This is a genomic window from Archangium sp. (assembly GCF_036277355.1).
In the GTDB taxonomy this organism is placed as follows: Bacteria; Myxococcota; Myxococcia; order Myxococcales; family Myxococcaceae; genus Archangium.
The window spans coordinates 68,503-87,796 of sequence record NZ_DASUNC010000182.1; the positions used below are offsets into that span (position 1 = coordinate 68,503).

A 19,294-nucleotide genomic window follows, 5' to 3' on the forward strand; every position below is an offset into this window, starting at 1 on the left:
CCACACCGTGAGCTTCTTCGGCGAACTCTACCTCCGCTCCACACTGCCGTTCCTTTCCGAGGAGACGACGGCGAAGGAGGTGGCGTACCTCGCGAGGCGCTTCGAGCAGCTCGAAGTGCCCGGGCCGGTGGTGGACCTGGGCTGTGGTCATGGCCGCCATGCCGCGCGTCTGAATGCCCGGGGGCCGCTGGCGGATCGGGTGCTCGGCCTGGAGCTGGATGCCCTGTCCCTCCAGGAGCGGCTGCCTGGGTTTCCAGCGGTGCGAGCGGACCTCCGCTCCCTTCCATTCCGGACGGGCTCGCTGGCGGGCGCGTATGCCTGGTACTCGACGCTCTTCGTCTTCTCGGACGAGGAGCACGAGGCGCTGCTGCGCGAGGTGGCGAGGTGCCTGCGGCCCGGTGGCCTCCTGGTGCTGCACACCGTGCCGTACGATCGGCTCGCGTCACAACCGGAGGCTTCCTTCTCTACCCGGTTGCCGGACGGTAGCCTGCTCGAGGAGCGGAGCCGGTTCGACGCGGTGCGTGGCCGCGACGAGGCCACGAGGAGGCTCACGATGCCGGACGGACGTGTTCTGTCGGGCCACTATGCCATTCGTTACTATCCTCTTGCGGATCTGACGCGGCTGTTGGAAGCGACGGGTTTTTCGGTGTGCTGGGTGCACGGCGGGTTGGAGGAGGAGCGGCCCTCGGACACATCGGTGGATCTGATCGTGGGCGCCCGGCTGCGGTTGCACCCGGGATCCGAAACGGTGAATTTCAGGAGTGGAAGCTCGACATGAGCGGAAGCTCGACGCGGGACATCGTCCAGTGGACTCGAATGAAAAACGCCGCCCGCGCGTGACCGGGCTCGGCAACCTGCCGGAGAAGGTGGACGTCTACGAGGTGGGGCCTCGGGACGGCTTGCAGAACGAATTGCGCACCCTGCCCACGCGCGACAAGGCACGCCTCATCGAGGCGTTGATCGCGGCGGGGGAGAAGCGCATCGAGGTGACGTCCTTCGTGTCACCCAAGTGGATTCCGCAGCTCGCCGACGCGGAGGAACTGCTGCGTCTGGTGGGGCGGCGCGAGGGCGTCACCTTCTCGGCGCTGGTGCCCAACCTCAAGGGCCTGACGCGCGCCAAGGAGGCGGGCCTGGAGGAGGCGGCCGTCTTCATCTCCGCGTCCGAGGCCCACTCGAAGAAGAACATCAACAAGACCATCGCCGAGGCGGTGGCCGAGGCGCGGCAGACCACCGAGGCCGCGCTGAAGGCGGGCCTGCGGGTGCGCGGCTACCTGTCCACGGTGTGGGGCTGCCCCTACGAGGGCGAGGTGCCCGTCTCCCGCGTGGTGGAGATCAGCCGCGCCCTGGTGGACGGCGGCATCTACCAGCTCAGCCTCGGCGACACGATCGGGGTGGGGACGCCGCGGCAGACGGAGACCCTGCTCAACGCGCTGCTCGAGCACGTGCCGGTGGAGAAGCTGGCGCTGCACCTGCACGACACCCGCGGCACCGCCCTGGCCAACGCGCTGGTGGGCCTGCAGCTGGGCGTGACGACCTTCGACGCGAGCATCGGCGGACTGGGCGGATGCCCCTACGCGCCGGGCGCGGCGGGAAACCTGGCCACCGAGGACCTCGTCTACATGCTCCATGGCATGGGCGTGCAGACGGGCATCCAGCTCGACAAGCTCGTCGAGGCCGGCATGGTCGCCCAGGAGCTCATCGGCCGGAAGCTCGCGGGCAAGTTCCTCCAAGCGGCCCTGGGCGAGCGCGAGAAGAAGGCGAACCGCCGGGCCACCACCTGACATTCCACATGCGAAACCCCCAACCCAACCCCATCCCCACGCCCTACAAGCCCCGGCACCACGTGCGCATCGTGACGGCCGCTTCGCTCTTCGACGGGCATGACGCCGCCATCAACGTGATGCGCCGGCTCATGCAGGCCTCGGGCGCGGAGATCATCCACCTGGGGCACAACCGCTCCGTGGCGGAGATCGTCGACTGCGCCATCCAGGAGGACGCCCAGGGCATCGCCATCACCTCGTACCAGGGCGGCCATGTCGAGTTCTTCAAGTACATGATCGATCTGCTGCGCGAGCGCGGCGCGAACATCAAGGTGTTCGGCGGCGGCGGCGGCACCATCCTCCCCACCGAGATCGAGGAGCTCCACCGCTACGGCGTCACGCGCATCTACTCGCCGGACGACGGCCGCGCGCTCGGCCTGCAGGGGATGATCGACGACCTCATCTCCAAGTGCGACTTCGAGAAGCGCACCCCGGAGTTCGCGCCCGTGCTGTCCTCGCTGCCCCAGCGCGAGCCGTCCAAGGTCGCCTCGCTCATCACCATCGCGGAGAACTTCGCCTCCGCGGGGGACGCGCTCCGCGAGGCGCTCGGGAAGCTCAACGCCAACACCCCGCGCGTCCCCGTGCTCGGCATCACCGGCACCGGTGGCGCGGGCAAGTCGAGCCTCGTGGACGAGCTGGTCCGCCGCTTCCTCGCGGACTTCCCCGACAAGACGCTCGCGGTGCTCTCCATCGATCCGTCCAAGCGCAAGTCCGGCGGCGCGCTGCTCGGCGACCGCATCCGCATGAACGCGATCGACAACTCGCGCGTGTACATGCGCTCCATGGCCACGCGCCAGAGCAACCTCGCCATGTCCAAGCACGTCGGCGAGTCGATCGAGATCTGCAAGGCCGCCGGGTTCGATCTCATCGTGGTGGAGACGTCCGGCATCGGCCAGTCCGACACGGAGATCACCGAGCACTCGGACGTCTCGCTCTACGTGATGACGGCCGAGTACGGCGCGGCGACGCAGCTCGAGAAGATCGACATGCTCGACTTCGCGGACGTGATCGCCATCAACAAGTTCGACAAGCGCGGCTCGCTGGACGCGCTGCGGGACGTGCGCAAGCAGTGGAAGCGCAACCACAACGCCTTCTCCACGCCGGACGAGGCGCTGCCCGTCTACGGCACCATCGCCTCGCAGTTCAATGACCCGGGCATGAACCAGCTGTACCGGGCCATCATGGACACGCTCGTCCGGAAGACCGGGGCTTCGCTCCAGTCGCACCAGGAGATCACCCCGGGGATGAGCGAGAAGAAGTGGATCATCCCGCCCGAGCGCACCCGGTACCTCGCGGAGATCGTCGAGACCTGCGAGGCCTACGACAAGTTCGTCCGCGCCCAGGCCGCCATCGCCCGGCGCATGTACCAGCTGCACGGCACCATCGAGGCGCTGCGCGCCAACGTGGGCAAGACGCGGCTGGAGATCGTCGAGCCCCGGGACGCCTCGGACGTGGTGCACGTCACCCAGCGCGTCGAGGGCGAGCCGGCCTACCTCGCCGATCTGGCGGGGCTCTACCAGGACCTGGAGTCGCGCCTGCACCCCGAGTGCAAGCGGCTGCTGGACGAGTGGCCGGCCACGAAGCGCCGCTACGCCGCGTCCAAGTACCAGTACCAGGTGCGCGACAAGGTCATCGAGATCGATCTCTTCACCGAGTCGCTCTCGCACCTGCGCATCCCCAAGATCGCCCTGCCGAAGTACGAGGACTGGGGCGACGTCCTCACCTGGCTGCTGCGTGAGAACGCGCCGGGCGCCTTCCCGTTCACCGCGGGCGTCTTCCCGCTCAAGCGTGAGAACGAGGACCCCGCGCGCATGTTCGCGGGGGAGGGTGGCCCGGAGCGCACCAACAAGCGCTTCCACTACGTCTCGCGCGGGCTGCCCGCCAAGCGCCTGTCCACGGCGTTCGACTCGGTCACGCTCTACGGTGAGGACCCGGACCACCGCCCGGACATCTACGGCAAGGTGGGCAACTCCGGTGTGTCCATCGCCAACGTGGACGACGCGAAGAAGCTCTACTCGGGCTTCGATCTCGCGGATCCGTCCACCTCGGTGTCGATGACCATCAACGGTCCGGCGCCGATGCTGCTCGGCTTCTTCCTGAACGCCGCGGTGGATCAGCAGTGCGAGAAGTGGATCCGCGCCCAGGGCCAGACCGAGCAGGTGGAGAAGAAGATCACCGAGCTCTACCAGCGCCGCGGGATTCCCCGGCCGCGCTACCAGGGCGAGCTGCCCCAGGGCAACGACGGCCTGGGTCTGCTGCTGCTCGGCGTGTCCGGTGACGAGGTGCTTCCCCGGGAGACCTACGAGAAGATCCGCGCCTCCACGCTGCAGGCCGTGCGCGGCACCGTGCAGGCGGACATCCTCAAGGAGGATCAGGCGCAGAACACCTGCATCTTCTCCACGGAGTTCGCCCTGCGGCTGATGGGCGACATCCAGCAGTACTTCATCGACAAGAAGGTCCGCAACTTCTACTCGGTGTCCATCTCGGGCTACCACATCGCCGAGGCGGGGGCGAACCCCATCTCCCAGCTGGCCTTCACCCTGGCCAACGGCTTCACCTTCGTCGAGTACTACCTCTCGCGAGGCATGCACATCGACGACTTCGCGCCCAACCTGTCGTTCTTCTTCTCCAACGGCATGGACCCCGAGTACACGGTGCTCGGGCGCGTGGCGCGGCGCATCTGGGCCAAGGCCATGCGCGACAAGTACGGCGGCAACGAGCGCTCGCAGAAGCTCAAGTACCACATCCAGACTTCTGGCCGGAGCCTCCACGCCCAGGAGATCGCCTTCAACGACATCCGCACCACGTTGCAGGCCCTGCTGGCGCTCAACGACAACTGCAACTCGCTGCACACCAACGCCTACGACGAGGCCATCACCACGCCCACCGAGGAGAGCGTGCGCCGGGCCCTCGCCATCCAGCTCGTCATCAACAAGGAGTTCGGGCTCTCCAAGAACGAGAACCCGAACCAGGGCTCCTTCATCGTCGAGGAGCTGACGGACCTGGTCGAGGCCGCCGTGCTGACCGAGTTCCGCTCCATCTCCGAGCGCGGTGGCGTCCTCGGGGCCATGGAGCGCATGTACCAGCGCTCGAAGATCCAGGAGGAGTCGCTCTACTACGAGACGCTCAAGCACGATGGGACGCTGCCCATCATCGGCGTGAACACCTTCCTGGATCCCAAGGGCTCTCCGACGATCATCCCGCCGGAGGTCATCCGCGCCACGAAGGAGGAGAAGGACTACGCCATCAGCTCGCGCGACGCCTTCTGGAAGCGCAACGAGGCGACCGCTCCCGAGGCGTTGAAGGCCGTGAAGCGCGCCGCGCTCGACAACGGGAACATCTTCGCCGCGCTGATGGACGCTTGTAAGGTCTGCACGCTGGGGCAGATCTCCCGCGCGCTGTACGAGGTGGGCGGGCAGTACCGGCGCAACATGTAGTGAGGGGCGGGGAGACCCTCACCCTGACCCTCTCCCAGAGGGAGAGGGGACGAACACGGGCCTACCGCGATGCCGCGGGGCCCATCTGCATGATCGCCGCCGAGGTGTTCGCCGGAGAGCCCTGCACCGAGGGCTCCTGCGCGGGCGCCTGCGGCTGCGTCTCGACGGCCGTGTCCGTGCTCGCCGGGGCGCTTCCACCCGTGCTCTCCGCCTGCGCGGCCACGGCCGGCTCCGCCGGAGCGGCGGGAGCCTGCTTCGTGGCCACGGCGGGCGCCTGCTCCTCCAAGCCGGGGGGCATCCGGCGCGGCGGAACGACCAGGGGCGGAGGAACGGGGCAGCGGGTGCAGGGGCCCCGCAGGGGCACCGCGAGCACCTGGCCGATGCGCAGGAACACGCCGCGCATCCGGTTGGCCTTCTTGATGGCGTTGATGCTGGAGCCGTAGCGCAGGGCGATGCCACCCACCGTGTCGCCCGAGCGCACGCGGTGCATCTGGATGTTCTTGTCCGGCTGCAGCGCGAGCAGCGGGGCCACGCGGCGGCCCAGCTCCTGGGCGCGCGGGTTGAAGAAGCGCACGTGGAAGTGATCGCGGTGCCCACGTGCGTGCTTCACCAGCGACCTCGCTCCGGAGTTGAAGAGCGAGTCCAGCCACTCCTTGCTCTCGCCCTTGCGCAGCGCGTAGTCGTACAGGACCTTCTGCACGCGCTTGTCCACGAGGATCATCTGCACGTCCGTGTGGATGGCGAGCGACTTGAGCAGGGCCCAGTTCAGCTCGAGATCGATGTGATTCTCGCGCGCGCGCACGCGCACGGGCTCGGCGGTGGGGTAGTAGAAGCCCAGGTCCACGTCCCGGCCGTTCTGGTGGCTCTTGTGCGGGCGCAGGTAGCCGCCCTCGCGCGAGCTGAGCTGATTGACGCGCAGCGGCGGCGCCTTCGGGTACTGGGCGCGCACCTCGCGGATGGCCGTGGACAGGTAGTCCACCGTCTCCTTCGTGGCCCACGCCAGCTCGGGCGAGACCACGATCCAGTCATTGTTCTCCGGCTGCGGCACGCGCACGGCGTTCACCATGCGGCCGCTCTCCACGAACCCCACCGAGATGGAGCCCAGCGCGGCCGGATCCTTCTTCCACATCGCCGTCAGCTCCTCGTCCGACAGCTCCGCGGTGTAGAGCGGCCCGTTGGGGACCACGCCGTTCGCGTCCGTCGCCTCCTCGGCCTCGCCCTCGTCCGCGTCGGGGGTGCCCGCCAGCTCCTCGTCGTCGGCGGCGGCCTCTTCACCCTCGGTGGAGGACTCGGCGGCCGCGAGCGCCGCGTCATTGTGCTCGACGACCTGCGTCACGGCTTCCGGCGGGGGCTCCGATGACGGTGGGGCGGCTCCCTGTGAAGCAGCCGGCGCCAGGGCGGGCTGGACGGCCGCCTGGGCAGGAGACGTCGACGCCTCCTGCACCGGGGCCGTCGCCTTCGACGGAGAGACGGTGGGAGCAACGTGCGCGGTGCAGCCGGCGCACAGCAACAGGATGATCCAGGATGTAGAACGCACTCGGCGCGGAGCATGGACCGAAATTCTTCCGCGCCAAAGTAAAGGGTTGAGGCTGGCTCGGATTCCAGGCAGGCACCGCTCGGGAATTTGACGCGGGGCAGGGCGTTCGTTCCGCCTTTCGTGGCCTGCTCGCTCCCTTGCTCTCCCAGTCAAATCAGGCACTTCGAGCCCACCGGTGATGACCTGTCGCGTCAGCCGATGGCTCCGAGGCGCGGGTTGACGCCCCAGGGGTGGAGTGGGCGAAGTAGGCAGCCCCGCAGCGTTCCTCCATCTCCTCCGGGAAGGACATGACCCCTCTCCGTATGATTTCGCGATTCACCGGCGCCCTGCTGTTCACCGCCGGAGCGCTCCACGCGCCCTCCTCGGGGGCCGCGCAGGTGCCCGTGACCAACGCCGGCTTCGAGGCGCAGGCCGCCTCGGGCCAGCCCACCGGCTGGAGTGTGACGGGCGGGGGCAGGGTGGCCTCCAGCCCCGAGGGCAAGGCCGAGGGCGCGCGGGGGCTCGTCATCGAGAACCCGGCCTCCGGCGCCGAGACCACCGTGCAGTCCGAGCCCGTGAAGCTGCAGGTGGGCCGCCTCTACCGCCTCAGCGCGTGGGTGCGCACCCGCGGCGTGCAGGCGGATCCCCAGGCGCGCTACCCGACGGCGCTCGGGGCCTGCCTGTCCATGAAGAGCTTCCCCTTCACCAACTGCTCGCCCACCCTGGGCGCGGAGCAGGACGGCCGGGTCTCGGTGCTCTTCTTCGCCATCCAGGGCACGGATCGCGTGCAGCTGCACCTGGGCCGCAACGGCAAGGCCACCGGCACCGCCTGGGTGGATGACGTGCGCCTCGAGGAGGTGGATGACATCACCGCCTACCTCCCGCTGGAGTCGGTGCGCTGGGCCGGCAAGGGCTTCCGCTATGACGACGGCGGCTGGAAGTACGTCCACATCGAGGGCGAGCCCTACGAGCGCGGCCAGCAGTACGGCGAGCTCCTGGCCGACGACATCGTCCGCTACATGGAGAAGGTGGGCATCCAGAAGAACCGCCAGGACGCGGTGAACGGCTGGAGCCAGGTGCGGCTGCTCACCGACTCGCTCTTCCTGCGCAAGTACGATCCCGAGTACCTCGAGGAGATGAAGGGCATCGCCGACGGCGTCACCAAGGCCGGCGTGAAGTTCAAGGATCGCGAGGTGGATCTGCTCGACGTGGCGGCCCTCAACTCGGTGGTGGACCTGGGGCAGCTCGAGGACGCCAACCGCGTGAGCGCCACGTCCCTGTCCGGCCGCGTCTTCATGAAGGCCGAGGACGAGACGGCGCGGGCGGGAGAGGGGGACCACTGCTCGTCCTTCGTGGCCACGAAGTCCGCGACGAAGGATGGCCAGTTCGTCATGGGGCAGATCTTCATGTGGAACGGCTACACGGGCGTGCACTGGGACGTGATCGCCGACGTGCAGCCCACGCGGGGCCACCGCTTCGTGATGCAGACCTTCCCGGGTGGCATCCACAGCGGCGCGGACTGGTTCATCAACGACGCGGGCATCGTCATCGGCGAGACCACGGTGGGCCAGACGCCCTTCGATCCCGAGGGCACGCCGCAGAGCAACCGCATCCGCCGGGCGGCCCAGTACGCCAACTCGATCGACGACGTGGCCCGCATCCTCAAGGAGCGCAACAACGGCCTCTATTCCAATGACTGGACGCTCGCGGACGCCAAGACGGGCGAGGGGGCGTGCTTCACGCTCGGCACGAAGAAGACGAAGCTGTGGCGTACGGGGGGCGCGGGCAAGACGGGCAATACCCCGGGCAACCTCAAGGACTTCATCTGGGCCAACAACAACAACCGCGACCTGGAGGTGCGCAAGGAATACCTGCCCAACCCCCAGAACGCCCCGGTGGACCTGGCCTTCAACACGTGGAACCGGGACATCGCCTTCCAGGAGTACTTCGAGCGCTACGGCAAGGGCGGTATCGATCTGGAGAACGCCATCCGCATGATGGCCTCCAGCCCCATCAACCGGCCCCACGCCTGTGACGCCAAGCTCACCACCGGCGAGATGGCCGGCAAGCTCGTGTTCATCGCCCACTACGGCAAGACGACCCTGCGCGAGAAGATGGTGGGCGGCCGGTGGATCCAGGACCTGCCCGGCGCCACGCCCCACCTGACGCTCGGCTACACCACCTTCAGCCCCATCTTCGTCGCGGACAAGCTGAAGGAGGCCCTCGCGAGGTCGAGCGCCCTGAGGGAGGAGAAGGCCCCTGCCTCCAAGCGTGATACGTCGAAGGTCAAGGAGTCCCTGGGCTTCGACAAGAAGCTGCTGTGGGCCAACACCGTGTTCCCCGCCACCGACGGCGAGAACTGGCTCGTGAGCGGCACCGCCGCCTACTGGAACCTGCTCAACAAGCTGCCGGACTCGGCGGACAAGGCCTTCGAGCAGCAGCGCGACGCCCTGGCGGACCTCAACACCCGCTACCTGTACCTCTCCTCGCGCGAGGGGGATGTGGTGCCCGCGGCCGCGCGCACCTCGTACAACCGCTATGGCACGTATGCCATCCCCCGCCTCAAGGGCACCTTCCTGCTGCACCAGCTGCGCCTGCTGCTGGGCAACAAGGCCTTCTCCAAGGTGATGGGCGCCGTGCACGCGCGCTACGCCAACAAGAACATCACCACCGCGGAGTTCGTGCGCACCGCGTCCGAGGCCGCGGGGAAGGACCTCTCGCCCTTCATCGCGCAGTGGGTGGAGCGCGGCGGCCTGCCCGAGCCTCGCATCCGCGCCAGCAGCACGAAGGCAAAGGACGGGTATGACGTGACGGTGAAGGTGGAGCAGGGAGGCAAGCCCTACCACTTCCTCACCACCGTGGAGCTGTTCACCGCGAAGGGCTCGACGCTGGAGCGCGTGGAGGTGAAGGGCGCGAGCGACACCTTCACCTTCCACGTGGCCGAGCAGCCGGTGCGCGTGGTGTTCAACACGACGAATGACATCCCCGTGCCGCGCGAGCACTTCCAGGTGCTGTCCAACGCGATGGATGATTTCAGCCAGCTGCTCTTCGTCCACGGCACGGCGCGGGGGGTGGAGGCGGATCGCACGCTGACGCTCAACTTCCGTGACATCGTCGCGGATGCCTTCATGGACGTGCTCGCGCCGCTGAAGCCGGACGCCGAGGTGACGGACCAGGAGCTGGCGAGCCGGGATCTGTTCGTGCTCGGAGGCGCCGAGGACAACGGGCTGGTGGCGCGGCTGGCGGCGGAGAAGAAGCTGCCGGTGGAGATCGGCCGCCGGTACTTCCGCTGGCAGGGGAAGACGTACGGCCGCTCGGATGACGGGCTCGCGGTGGCGCTGCCCAACCCGTGGAACGCGAAGCGGACGCTCTACCTGTACCTGGCCAACAGTGGCCCGCAGCTGTGGCACATGACGCGCACCTTCATGCCGGGCCAGCTCCAGGGCTGGGCGCTCTACCGGGGTGGCGAGGTGAGCGCCAAGGGCTACCACGGTGTTGACGCGCTGGCGGTGGAGCTGACGGAGTCTCCGGCTCCCGAGCTCAAGCCCATCGGCTCCGCGGCCGGGGCGAACTGAGCCCGGGCGTCAGGGCAGGGGAGACAGGTTCGAATCCTGTCTCCCAGCTCGGGGCGGCCCGAACCACTGGGTGAGCGCGTCCGTGAGCCCGAGCTGGGTCCGGTCTCCCACCCAGGCCACATGGCCGTCGGGCCGAATCAACACGGCGGCGGGCGCGGTGACCGCCCCGAGGACAGGCAATTCCCAGGGGCCACCGTATTGTGCATCGACGATGCTCACCCGATCTGCCCAGGGAGCGAGCTCGAAGCCGCCGGGCTCACCGAGGTTGAGCAGAAGGGGCCGCGCCGCGTGCAGCAGCGTGAAGACGCGCCGTGGGCCGTTCGCTGTGACGAGGTCGAGATCCGGCATGCGGCGTCCGAGCAGCGGGTGTCCCTCGCCAAGCTCGTAGCGGATATCCAGACCCGACATCATTCCGGCGATCCGCTTGCGGGGTTCGTCCATCCGGAGCAGCTCGGCGAGGGTTTCTCGCAACGCCTCGATGCGGTCGTCCGATCGAAGCAGCGCGAGGGACGCCATCGTGTTGTGCAGCACGCGTGCCGCGACCGGGTGGCGCTCGAGCTGGTACGAATCGAGGAGGCTGTCGGGCGAGGTCCGCTTGACCACCTGGGCCAGCTTCCACCCCAGATTCACCGCGTCCTGCACGCCGAGGTTGAGGCCCTGCCCACCCACGGGGAAGTGAACGTGTGCGGAATCGCCAGCCAGCAGAACGCGGCGGTCGCGGTAGGCCGCGGCCTGCCGGGTCAGGTCGGTGAACCGGGAGATCCAGTTGGGGTCGTGGATCCCGTAGTCGGTCCCGTAGACGGCGACGAGCGCGTCGCTGAGCTCGCGGAGCGTCGGTTCTCCGCGGGGGCCGATCCGCCGCTCGGTCACCATCACTCCCACCCGGCCCTCCGCCAACCTGGCGAAGGCATGGACGCCGATGGCATCGCGGCGCATCCCCCATTTCGGCTCCTGCGTCATCCGGACCTCGGAGATCAGACAGCTCACGGTCGGATCCCATCCGGCGAACTCGATGCCGGCTGCTTTCCGGATCACGCTGCGTCCGCCGTCGCATCCGACGAGATATTCGGCCCGGAGCGACGGACCGTCGGAGAGCATGATGTCGACGCCGCTGTCATCCTGTGCGAACCCGGTCACCTCCCGTCCGCGGTAGATGCGCACTCCCAGCTCGTTGACCCAGCCGGCCAGGATGCGCTCGAACTCCTTCTGCTCGAGGCCGAGCCCGTAGGGATGCCGGGTGGGAAAGTCGCTGATGCTCAGGGGGATCCACGCGAACCCCGCGACCTGCGCCACCTGCCCCCGCGAGAGGAATCGCTCCACGACTCCACGTTGATCGAGAACCTCGAGGGTGCGTGCGTGCAGGCCGCGTGAGCGCGCGCCGTCGAGGTCCTGGGTCTCGCGCCGCTCGACGATCGCGACGTCGACCTTCGCCAACGCGAGCTCGGCCGCCAACATCATCCCCGTCGGTCCGCCTCCGACGATCACCACCGCATGCTGGGTCAGGGTCATGGCCGCGCGGTCTACGCCAGCGCCGCCTTCGCCCGGCATCCGTCATGGGCTCGATTGTTTCCGCGCCGGAAACCTGCTTGTCTGCGGGCAACTCGGAACGCTGGCTGAGGGCGAGAAGGCCTGTGCACATCGTACCGCCACCCCTGGTGTTAATCTCCAGCCCCATGGCGGAGAAAGGTACGGGGCCCGCGCGGCTCTGGTTGGAGATAGATATCGGCGCGGCGGAATCGGGCCTTCGGGTCACGGTCCGCGGTTGCCGGGGGGAGAGACCCGAGCCCGGAACACTCGGCGCGGACGTCACGCCGGAGAGTTTGCGAACCTTCTCCGACAACCTCCGGGCCACGGCCCGGAAGCAGTCACCCCTGGAGGAGCACCTCGCGCGAGCCCAGGCCTTCCACGCGGCGCTCTTCCAGGGCGCGGTGCAGCAGGTGCTCCTGCCCCTGCGCGAAGCGGCGAATGAGGGCCCGGTGCTCCTGCAACTGGGACTTCATGGGCCACTCCTCCAGGCCTTCCCGTGGGAGGCGCTGTGCGAGCCTCGGACGAAGCGGGGCTTCCTGGGCAACTCGACGGACATGCTGGTGGTGCGCGGCGTGACGTCGACACAGCCCTGGCTGCCGCGGGAGATCCAGGGGGCGGTGCGGGTTCGGGCCTTCGTTCCCCAGGAGACCCACGCGCCCGCGCTCCGCGCGCTCCAGGGGGCGCTGCACGAGAGCATCGCCTCGGGCGAGGTGGAGTGGTTGGAGCCTGTCGTCGGTGCGCGGCTCCAGCCGCGTTACCTCCCCGAGCTGCTGCGGTGCGAGCCCATGCCTCATGTCCTCCACTTCCTGGGGCACGGTGGCGTGAGGGCGGACGGGACGCCCGTGCTGCAACTCGTGGACGCCGAGGGAGAGGAGCGCTGGTTGGAGGTGGAGTCCCTGGTCGAGCAGATCAAGGCCAGCGGGCTCCACAAGCACCTGCGCCTCATCGTCCTGGATGCGTGCGAGGGGGCCCAGCCGGGGGCCTTCGCGAGCGCGGCGGAGCTGCTCGCCCGGACGGGAGTGGCCGCCGTGGTGGCCCACCTGTGGCCCGTGCGCAATGACGTGGCGCGCTTGTGCTCGTCCACCTTCTACCGGGCGCTCACCGGGGCCAGGTCACCCCAGAAGGGGGACGTGGCGCTCGGTCTCCACGAGGCGCGGCGCATGGTGCTGATGGAGCATGGCACCGCCGAGGCCTTCTCTCCGGTGCTGTACCTGCGCGGCCATGACTCCGTCCTCTTCGACTTCAAGCACCGAAAGGAATTGAGGGCGCCCGCGCCCGCGCCACGCGTGGACAATCCGCTGGCGCTCGCGCTGGAGCGGCTGATGGAGGGCCCTTTCTCGCTGCTGTTGGGAGACGAAGGAGGGCACCTGGGCTCCACCCTGGATGGCTTCCATCAACGGATGCGCGAGGATCTCGCCCACGCAGGAGCGGCTCCGCCTTCCGAGCACCTCCCCACGAGCGCGCTGGCCCAGCAGTACCTGCTGCGCCTGGGGGAGAAGGAACTGGACTTCGTGTTCCAGGAGACCCTCGGAGGGGAGGCGACTCCGCCGCCTCTGTTGGAGGCTCTGGCGCGCGGGTTGTGGCCCGGTGTCCACGTCACATTGTTGCGCCTGCCCCTGCTGGAGCGCGCCCTGGCCGAGCACCGGCCCGAGCTCACGCTCCATGTCATCCAGCCTCCAGAACCCGGTGGGAAGCGGGCCACGGTGATGCGGCGTGAGGCCGGCGGCAAGAGCTGGGAGCGGCTGGCCCGGCCTCCGTCGTTACTGGACCTGGAGCAGGAACTGGTGGTGCTCCGTTTGTACCGGGGCTATCTCCCCTCGAACCTCCACGATCGGCCATTGCTCACCGAGGATGACTTCCTGCTGGGGGTGCATGCGCTGGAGCAGATGCTGCCGCCGGATCTGGCGGATGCCATCCAGAGCGCGCTGCTGCGCCATCCTGCGCTGCTGATGGGGTTGTCGATGCTCAGCTGGGACCACCGGATGTTGCTCTACCGGCTCTTCGGGTCTCAGGCCCTGCCGTCGGGGAGCCTCGCGGTGGTGGAGCCCGGTGGGCAGCAGGAGTGCGGGCTGTGGGAAGAGGGGCGGGGGCTGCCCGGCAAGGCCCCCTTGCGCCATGTCTTCGAGGCGAGCGCCGAGGTGCTCGCAGCGCTGCTCGAGACCCGGGGCTCGGGAGGGCGGACGTCATGAGCGCGGAGATGGGCTTCAACCCCTTCCTGGGGCCTCGTCCCTACAGCGGGAGCGAGGATGATCGCAGGCTCTTCACGGGCCGAAACGAGGTGACGCGGCGGTTGATGAACCGCATCCTCGCCCATGCCTGTGTCACTCTGCATGGGCCCTCCGGAGCTGGGAAGTCCTCGCTGATGCAAGCTGGAGTGATTCCCCGGTTGAAGCAGGAGCACGACTTCCGGGCCGTGTCCGTGGACGGGTGGCCCGCGGGCGAGGCGCCCCTGCCGTGGTTGGCGCGGGCGATGTTCGCGCAGCTCGAACTGGGCAACGTTCCAGAGGCGCTTCCGGCCGCCGAGGCTCTCGAGCTGGCGGTGGAACTGGCCGAGGAGCGCTCGGAGCGGCCGGTTCTCATCTTCCTGGATCAACTCGAGCAGCTCCTGCTTCCAGGGCATGCGGTGGAGGAGACGGAGGAGTTCCTGGAGGGCGTGGATGCCTTGGCGCGCAAGACGTCCCAGAAGCTGTGCATCGTCCTGTCGCTGCGCGAGGACTACCTGGGTCGCTTCCGGGACAGGGCGCGAGGATGGAGGACGCTCTTGGAGGGGGGCTTCCGGCTCGGGCCACTCACGGTGGGGGAGTTGCTGGAGGTCGTGCTCCATTTGGCGACCCTGGGCCAGCCCTCACAGTCATGGGTGAGGGAAGAGACGCGAGCGCTGATGCTGCAGGTGCGGATGCCCGGGCAGCTGGCCAGGGACGAGGCCGAGGTGCAGACGGCGTTCGCCCAGATCGTCTGCCGGGCCTTGTGGGCGGAGCGAGCGGAGGGAAGCCTGGTGCGGGCGGTGGATGCGGAGAACATCCTGCACGGGTACCTGGAGACGACGTTGGCCGGACTGGGCGCGTTGACGCCAGCGGCGCAGCGGCTGCTGGAGGAGCACCTGGTCGCCGCGGATGGAAGCCGGGCGCTGTTGACGGAGCAGGAGGCGCGGGCCGCGCTTCCTCCAGAGCAGGCGGACACGGTGCTCGACTGCCTGGAGCGAGCGGCGGTGCTGCGTGCCGAGGAGCACTACAGCAGCCGGTACTTCGAACTAGGGCATGATTGGCTGGCCCGGAAGGTCTTCGAGTCCAAGCAACAGCGAGAGCAGAAGGCGGAGCAACTGCGGCTGCTATTGGAGCGCCGGAAGTTGCGACTCATGGCTGCGGGATCCGTGGGACTGGTGGTGCTGGGCACCTTGTTTGTCTGGGGCGTGTTTCAGACAAAGCGGGCGGAAGAGCAGGCTCAGCGTGCTCGCTTCCTTGGCATTATGGCGGGAGCACGGGAACTGCTGGGGCGCGGGCAGATCGCGAGGTCGGGCAAGTTGCTCCTTGAGATCACTCAGCCAGCGCAGGTGAAGGATTGGCTCAGTCTCTCGAACGAAGTGCTGGGATTCACTCAAGAAGTCGCACTGCCTTGTCCAGGGTGTTTTCGCGCCTCGTTCAGTCCGGATGGACAGTACATTGTGACGATCTTTCGCGATAAGGCGCGGGTGTGGCGAGTGGATGGGCAGGGGGAGTCAGTGGTGCTGCGCGGCCATGAGGGACGGGTGGGGTCCGCAGCCTTCAGCCCTGACGGGCAGCGGGTGGTGACGGCCTCCGAGGACAAGACGGCGCGGGTGTGGCGCGTGGACGGGCAAGGGGCGCCGGTGGTGCTGCGCGGCCATGAGGGAGAGGTGTGGTCCGCAGCCTTCAGCCCTGACGGGCAGCGGGTGGTGACGGCCTCTGTGGACGCGACGGCGCGGGTGTGGCGCGTGGATGGGCAGGGGGAACCGGTGGTGCTGCGCGGCCATGAGGGAGCGGTATTGTCCGCAGCCTTCAGCCCTGACGGGCAGCGGGTGGTGACGGCCTCCGAGGACGCGACGGCGTGGGTGTGGCGAGTGGACGGGCAGGGGGCGCCGGTGGTGCTGCGCGGCCATGAGGGGCCGGTGGGGTCCGCAGCCTTCAGCCCTGACGGGCAGCGGGTGGTGACGGCCTCCACGGATGGGACCGCCAGACTCTGGTCTCTGTCCGTTGACAGAGTTCGACAGCGGCTACGAGAAGCCAACAAGGATTGTCTCTCCGCGGGCGACCGGATGACCTATGTCGGCGAAACGGAAGCCCTCGCCATTGAGCACTACGAGGCCTGCGAGCGCTCCTACGGCCGCGTTCCCCTGTCAGCCGCCGCCGTTCCGTAGGCACAGCCGTGCCGCCGGGTCTCCCAGCAGCACGTAGCCGCGCAAGTCATTGCGCTCCATCCAGCGCGCCGCGTGTTCGACCGGATCGACGGGATCCGGCCTGCCCTCGAGCAGGGCATCCTGCCGCTCCTGATACTCCGTCATCAGGCCGTCGTTCACCTCGCGGTATGCGCGCATCAACGCGTCCAGCGCCACGCCCGCCCGGCTGCCGTTCGCCAGCACCTCCAGCGCTCCGGCGATCCGCGAGGCCCGGCCGCGAGAGGCCGCACCCACGGTGGTGAAGCCATACGTCCAGGCCAGGTCGCTGTGGCCGATGATGGCCAGCGGGCCTCGTGGGTTGGCCAGGGCCGCCTGGGGCAGGGCGGCGAGGAAGGGACGCTCGCCCTCCTTGGGCAGGCTCTCCAGGACCTCCTGGGCGTGGTCCTTCTGGCCGCCCTCCCGGGCCAGCAGCGTCAGCCACGCATGGAAGGCACTGCGCGGGGGCGTGGCCGCGCCGAAACAGGCCAGGCAGAACCACATGCCCTCGGGGAGGAAGGGCGTGGTCCGCAGTTCCTCCGCGGAGAGCAGCTCTCCGCTCGCGAGGCGCAGGGCCCCTTGTTGTGAGCGCTGCTGCTCCAGGGAGCGCCAACCCCGACGAGGCTTCCCGAGTCCATGGCTCACCGAGAGCATCACCCCCGAGCGTGCCGCACCTCCCGCCTGGAGCAACTCCTCGAGGCCCACGCGCTCCTCGCTCCATTCCCGCAGACGCAGCGCCGGGTGCCGCCGCTTCCACCGGGTCTCCACCTGCTGCGCACAGGGATCCACCAGCAGCCGGCGGCCCTGGGCCGTGGCGGGAGTGCCATCGTCCGCGCAGTACAGGAGTACCTCGGCGGCCTCGTCCGGGTCGGCCCGGCCCTCGCTGGCCAGCACCTTCTCCGCGTAGGCCCGGTAGCCCGCGAGGTCCGGCGCCCCCGAGGACGTGGCCATGTGCAGCCGCCCCACGAGGGCTCCGAGGGCCATCACCTGTTGTAGCTCCATGGACAGTGGGTGAAGGTCCCCGAGCAGCAGCAGGTACCTGGGCCGGTCCTCCTGGGGCACGGCCTCGTCCTGGTACACGTCCCGGCGCCAGGCCACGGAACGCTTCGCGTCCATGTCCGCGGGCACCCGGTACACCCGCACGGGCGCGCCCTGTTGCCGCTCCCGGTGTTCCATCAGCGGCGCGATGGCTCGCAGCAGCGCCTCGCCTTCTTCGCCCTCCGGAGCCACCACGCCCCAGCGCTGGGCGGACAGGTCGTTCGGGTTCGCATCGGGCTTCTCGAGTGTGGGCACCTCGGCCCGGCCCGGGAGCTTCTCGGGCCGTGGGGCTGCCCGGGCCGATTCCTCGGGCAGTCCGGCGGGCAGCACGGGTTGCCGGTCGTCCGCTCGGGCCAGCAGCAGGTTCAACCCGCTCGGTACGCTCTCCAGTGGTCCCTTCCGTGTCATGGCGGTGTCCCTCCCACCCCCACCTTCGCACAACCGGGCGCCCGGCTTCGTCGCGAGGTGTTGGTTCTAGGGTGTGAACACGAAGAGGGGGGTGCACATGACGACTCATCGCGACTGGATGCTCGGTACCCATCACGCCGACTTCGTGGACACCCCGGATCAGGTGTCCGCCGCCATCCAGCGGCAGCGCCTGAAGCGCGGCACGCAGGTGACTACCTGAGTGAGGGACTCGCCCGAAGCCGCTCAGTGAAGGGGCTGGCCGAGGGAGTCGAGGACGGGGCGGCGGGTGGGGAGGGTGTGGTGCTCGTGGTCGTAGAAGCACTCGGGACCGAGCAGGGAGATGAGCTCGCGCTCGCGCGCCATACCGGACGCGGTGCCCGCCTCGGTGGGCAGCTCGTAGGGCTGGACGAGGACGAGGTCCTCACCGAGATTCTGGCGGCATTCGGCGGGCAGGGAGTCGAGGCGCTCGCCGAACATGCGAAGGAAGGGCGGGCCGTAGAAGTTGCGCCAGAACAGGCCCGGGAGCCCTTCGCTGTAGTCGCGCAAGTTGAAGGTGAGCTTCGAACCGATACCTTCAGGCTCCAGCCGCTGGGTCTTGCGTTGGATGTCGCTCTCGAGTGCGCACCATGCCAGCGGGGATTGTACGAGTTGCATGACCGTGGCCACCTGCTGAGCATGTGACGTCCACCAAGGAGCCTTCAGGGCTGATTTCGCAGAGGTCACCCAGATGAGCTTGCCATGGTGCGGGGGAGAGCCAGGCTTGGAGGGACGAACCCAGATGAACTCCTTCTCCGTCCTGGAGGAAATCCACAGGTTCGTATTCTCTTCGTAATAGGAGACGAGTGGCTCGGCGTTGAGCACGCCTTGAGGGATTTTCTCCTTCGTCGATACGGAACCGTACCGGACGGGAGCAAACCATTGGAACTCGTCGAAAACGAGGTGCAGAAATTGGCGTAGCACATCGCTTGAGATCGGCCCAGGCGGAAGATGGATGTATGTGTCGAGAGCGTTGGCGGACACGAGCACCTCAAGGAGGGTGATACATCACCTTCGCCTTTCCTTCCTGGGCGAGTTCCCGCAGGAACCTCTCCAACTTGCCGGACATTTTCGTAGGCCCATCAGGGTGCTTGGCAGAGCGCACCCATAGCTCGAGGTGACCGCCGTACTTCTCCACATACTCGATCATGGCCTCGAGGTTGCCGGAGAGGGACAACTCCTTGCGAGCCTTGGCCTCGACGAAGGGGTAGGGCTGGCCCCACACCAGCTCCGCGGGGTTGCCCTTCACCGAGTCGGGGATGAAGCCCTGAGCGCGGCTGCCCGGCGGCGGCATCATCATCGCCCCGTTGCGCTCGTATCTCCCCACTTGGAGGATGGCATCCTCGAAGACGTTGCCCGCCTGCCGGTTCTTGAGGATGGACTCGTACAGGCGCTCCCAGTCGGCGTCGGGCTGGAAGGAGAAGCGGGGGTACTTCTCCGGGTGGCGGAACTGATAGTCCACCCAGCGCTGGGCCTTGTGCAGGGGCGTGCCGGGCAGCAGCCGGCTGCCATCCGCCAGCGTGCGCGCGCCCAGCAGCGGCACCTTCTGG

At 68.4% G+C, this 19,294-nt stretch carries 12 protein-coding genes; 7 read left to right on the forward strand and 5 right to left on the reverse strand.

Translation table 11 applies throughout. From position 1 onward, the window contains the following. The first annotated feature begins 7 nt into the window (after positions 1-7). From VFZ09_RS45565 to VFZ09_RS45575, 3 genes are read left to right on the forward strand one after another with little or no spacing between them, the layout of a single operon-like run. Positions 8-778, forward strand: coding sequence for a class I SAM-dependent methyltransferase (locus VFZ09_RS45565; RefSeq protein WP_329734112.1), 771 nt, complete (start codon positions 8-10; stop codon positions 776-778). A gap of 28 nt (positions 779-806) precedes the next feature. After that, entirely contained in the window at positions 807-1,781 is a 975-nt protein-coding gene (locus VFZ09_RS45570; RefSeq protein WP_414640808.1) for a hydroxymethylglutaryl-CoA lyase, read from the forward strand. Between the two features lie 8 nt (positions 1,782-1,789). Beyond that, positions 1,790-5,257 (forward strand): methylmalonyl-CoA mutase family protein, encoded by a 3,468-nt coding sequence (locus tag VFZ09_RS45575; protein WP_329734114.1) that lies wholly within the window; start codon positions 1,790-1,792, stop codon positions 5,255-5,257. 61 nt (positions 5,258-5,318) lie between these two features. Here VFZ09_RS45575 and VFZ09_RS45580 read toward each other — a convergent pair whose 3' ends face one another. Continuing rightward, positions 5,319-6,593: a penicillin-insensitive murein endopeptidase gene (locus VFZ09_RS45580; protein WP_329734115.1), complete on the reverse strand. Its 1,275-nt coding sequence runs from the start codon at positions 6,591-6,593 to the stop codon at positions 5,319-5,321. 503 nt (positions 6,594-7,096) lie between these two features. Between VFZ09_RS45580 and VFZ09_RS45585 the strand changes: the two genes are divergently transcribed. Continuing rightward, positions 7,097-10,348 carry a C45 family autoproteolytic acyltransferase/hydolase gene (locus VFZ09_RS45585; RefSeq protein ID WP_329734116.1) on the forward strand — a complete coding sequence of 1,084 codons (3,252 nt, stop codon included), beginning with the start codon at positions 7,097-7,099 and terminating at the stop codon, positions 10,346-10,348. A 9-nt stretch (positions 10,349-10,357) separates the two neighbouring features. Here VFZ09_RS45585 and VFZ09_RS45590 read toward each other — a convergent pair whose 3' ends face one another. Then, a complete protein-coding gene (locus VFZ09_RS45590) occupies positions 10,358-11,857 on the reverse strand; it encodes an FAD-dependent monooxygenase (RefSeq protein ID WP_329734117.1) in 1,500 nt (499 codons plus the stop codon). Between the two features lie 164 nt (positions 11,858-12,021). On the opposite strand from VFZ09_RS45590, the gene VFZ09_RS45595 reads away from it, so the two are divergent. After that, entirely contained in the window at positions 12,022-14,064 is a 2,043-nt protein-coding gene (locus tag VFZ09_RS45595; protein WP_329734118.1) for a CHAT domain-containing protein, read from the forward strand. Then, positions 14,061-16,247, forward strand: a complete 2,187-nt coding sequence (locus VFZ09_RS45600) for a hypothetical protein (RefSeq protein WP_329734119.1) — start codon at positions 14,061-14,063, stop codon at positions 16,245-16,247. The genes VFZ09_RS45595 and VFZ09_RS45600 overlap by 4 nt, the downstream gene beginning before the upstream one ends. Here the strand turns inward: VFZ09_RS45600 and VFZ09_RS45605 are convergent. After that, positions 16,227-17,708, reverse strand: coding sequence for a hypothetical protein (locus tag VFZ09_RS45605; RefSeq protein WP_329734120.1), 1,482 nt, complete (start codon positions 17,706-17,708; stop codon positions 16,227-16,229). The two genes, VFZ09_RS45600 and VFZ09_RS45605, sit on opposite strands and share 21 nt — an antisense overlap. Before the next feature lie 97 nt (positions 17,709-17,805). Here VFZ09_RS45605 and VFZ09_RS45610 point away from each other — a divergent pair, with 97 nt between their 5' ends. After that, on the forward strand, positions 17,806-17,928 hold the full coding sequence (locus VFZ09_RS45610) for a hypothetical protein (protein ID WP_329734121.1): 123 nt from the start codon (positions 17,806-17,808) through the stop codon (positions 17,926-17,928). A gap of 23 nt (positions 17,929-17,951) precedes the next feature. On the opposite strand, the gene VFZ09_RS45615 is transcribed toward VFZ09_RS45610, so the two are convergent. Next, entirely contained in the window at positions 17,952-18,362 is a 411-nt protein-coding gene (locus VFZ09_RS45615) for a hypothetical protein (protein WP_329734122.1), read from the reverse strand. Between the two features lie 373 nt (positions 18,363-18,735). Continuing rightward, positions 18,736-19,294 (reverse strand): hypothetical protein (locus VFZ09_RS45620; protein WP_329734123.1); only part of this gene is annotated, 559 nt, incomplete at its 5' end.

What these genes read in the sequence shown, in the direction of transcription:
- VFZ09_RS45600 (WP_329734119.1), top strand. Translation starts at nt 14,061, where the DNA reads ATGAGCGCGGAGATGGGCTTCAACCCCTTCCTGGGGCCTCGTCCCTAC.
- VFZ09_RS45590 (WP_329734117.1), bottom strand. Translation starts at nt 11,857, where the DNA reads ATGACCCTGACCCAGCATGCGGTGGTGATCGTCGGAGGCGGACCGACG.
- VFZ09_RS45575 (WP_329734114.1), top strand. Translation starts at nt 1,790, where the DNA reads ATGCGAAACCCCCAACCCAACCCCATCCCCACGCCCTACAAGCCCCGG.
- VFZ09_RS45615 (WP_329734122.1), bottom strand. Translation starts at nt 18,362, where the DNA reads ATGCAACTCGTACAATCCCCGCTGGCATGGTGCGCACTCGAGAGCGAC.
- VFZ09_RS45595 (WP_329734118.1), top strand. Translation starts at nt 12,022, where the DNA reads ATGGCGGAGAAAGGTACGGGGCCCGCGCGGCTCTGGTTGGAGATAGAT.
- VFZ09_RS45585 (WP_329734116.1), top strand. Translation starts at nt 7,097, where the DNA reads ATGATTTCGCGATTCACCGGCGCCCTGCTGTTCACCGCCGGAGCGCTC.
- VFZ09_RS45605 (WP_329734120.1), bottom strand. Translation starts at nt 17,708, where the DNA reads ATGACACGGAAGGGACCACTGGAGAGCGTACCGAGCGGGTTGAACCTG.
- VFZ09_RS45610 (WP_329734121.1), top strand. Translation starts at nt 17,806, where the DNA reads ATGACGACTCATCGCGACTGGATGCTCGGTACCCATCACGCCGACTTC.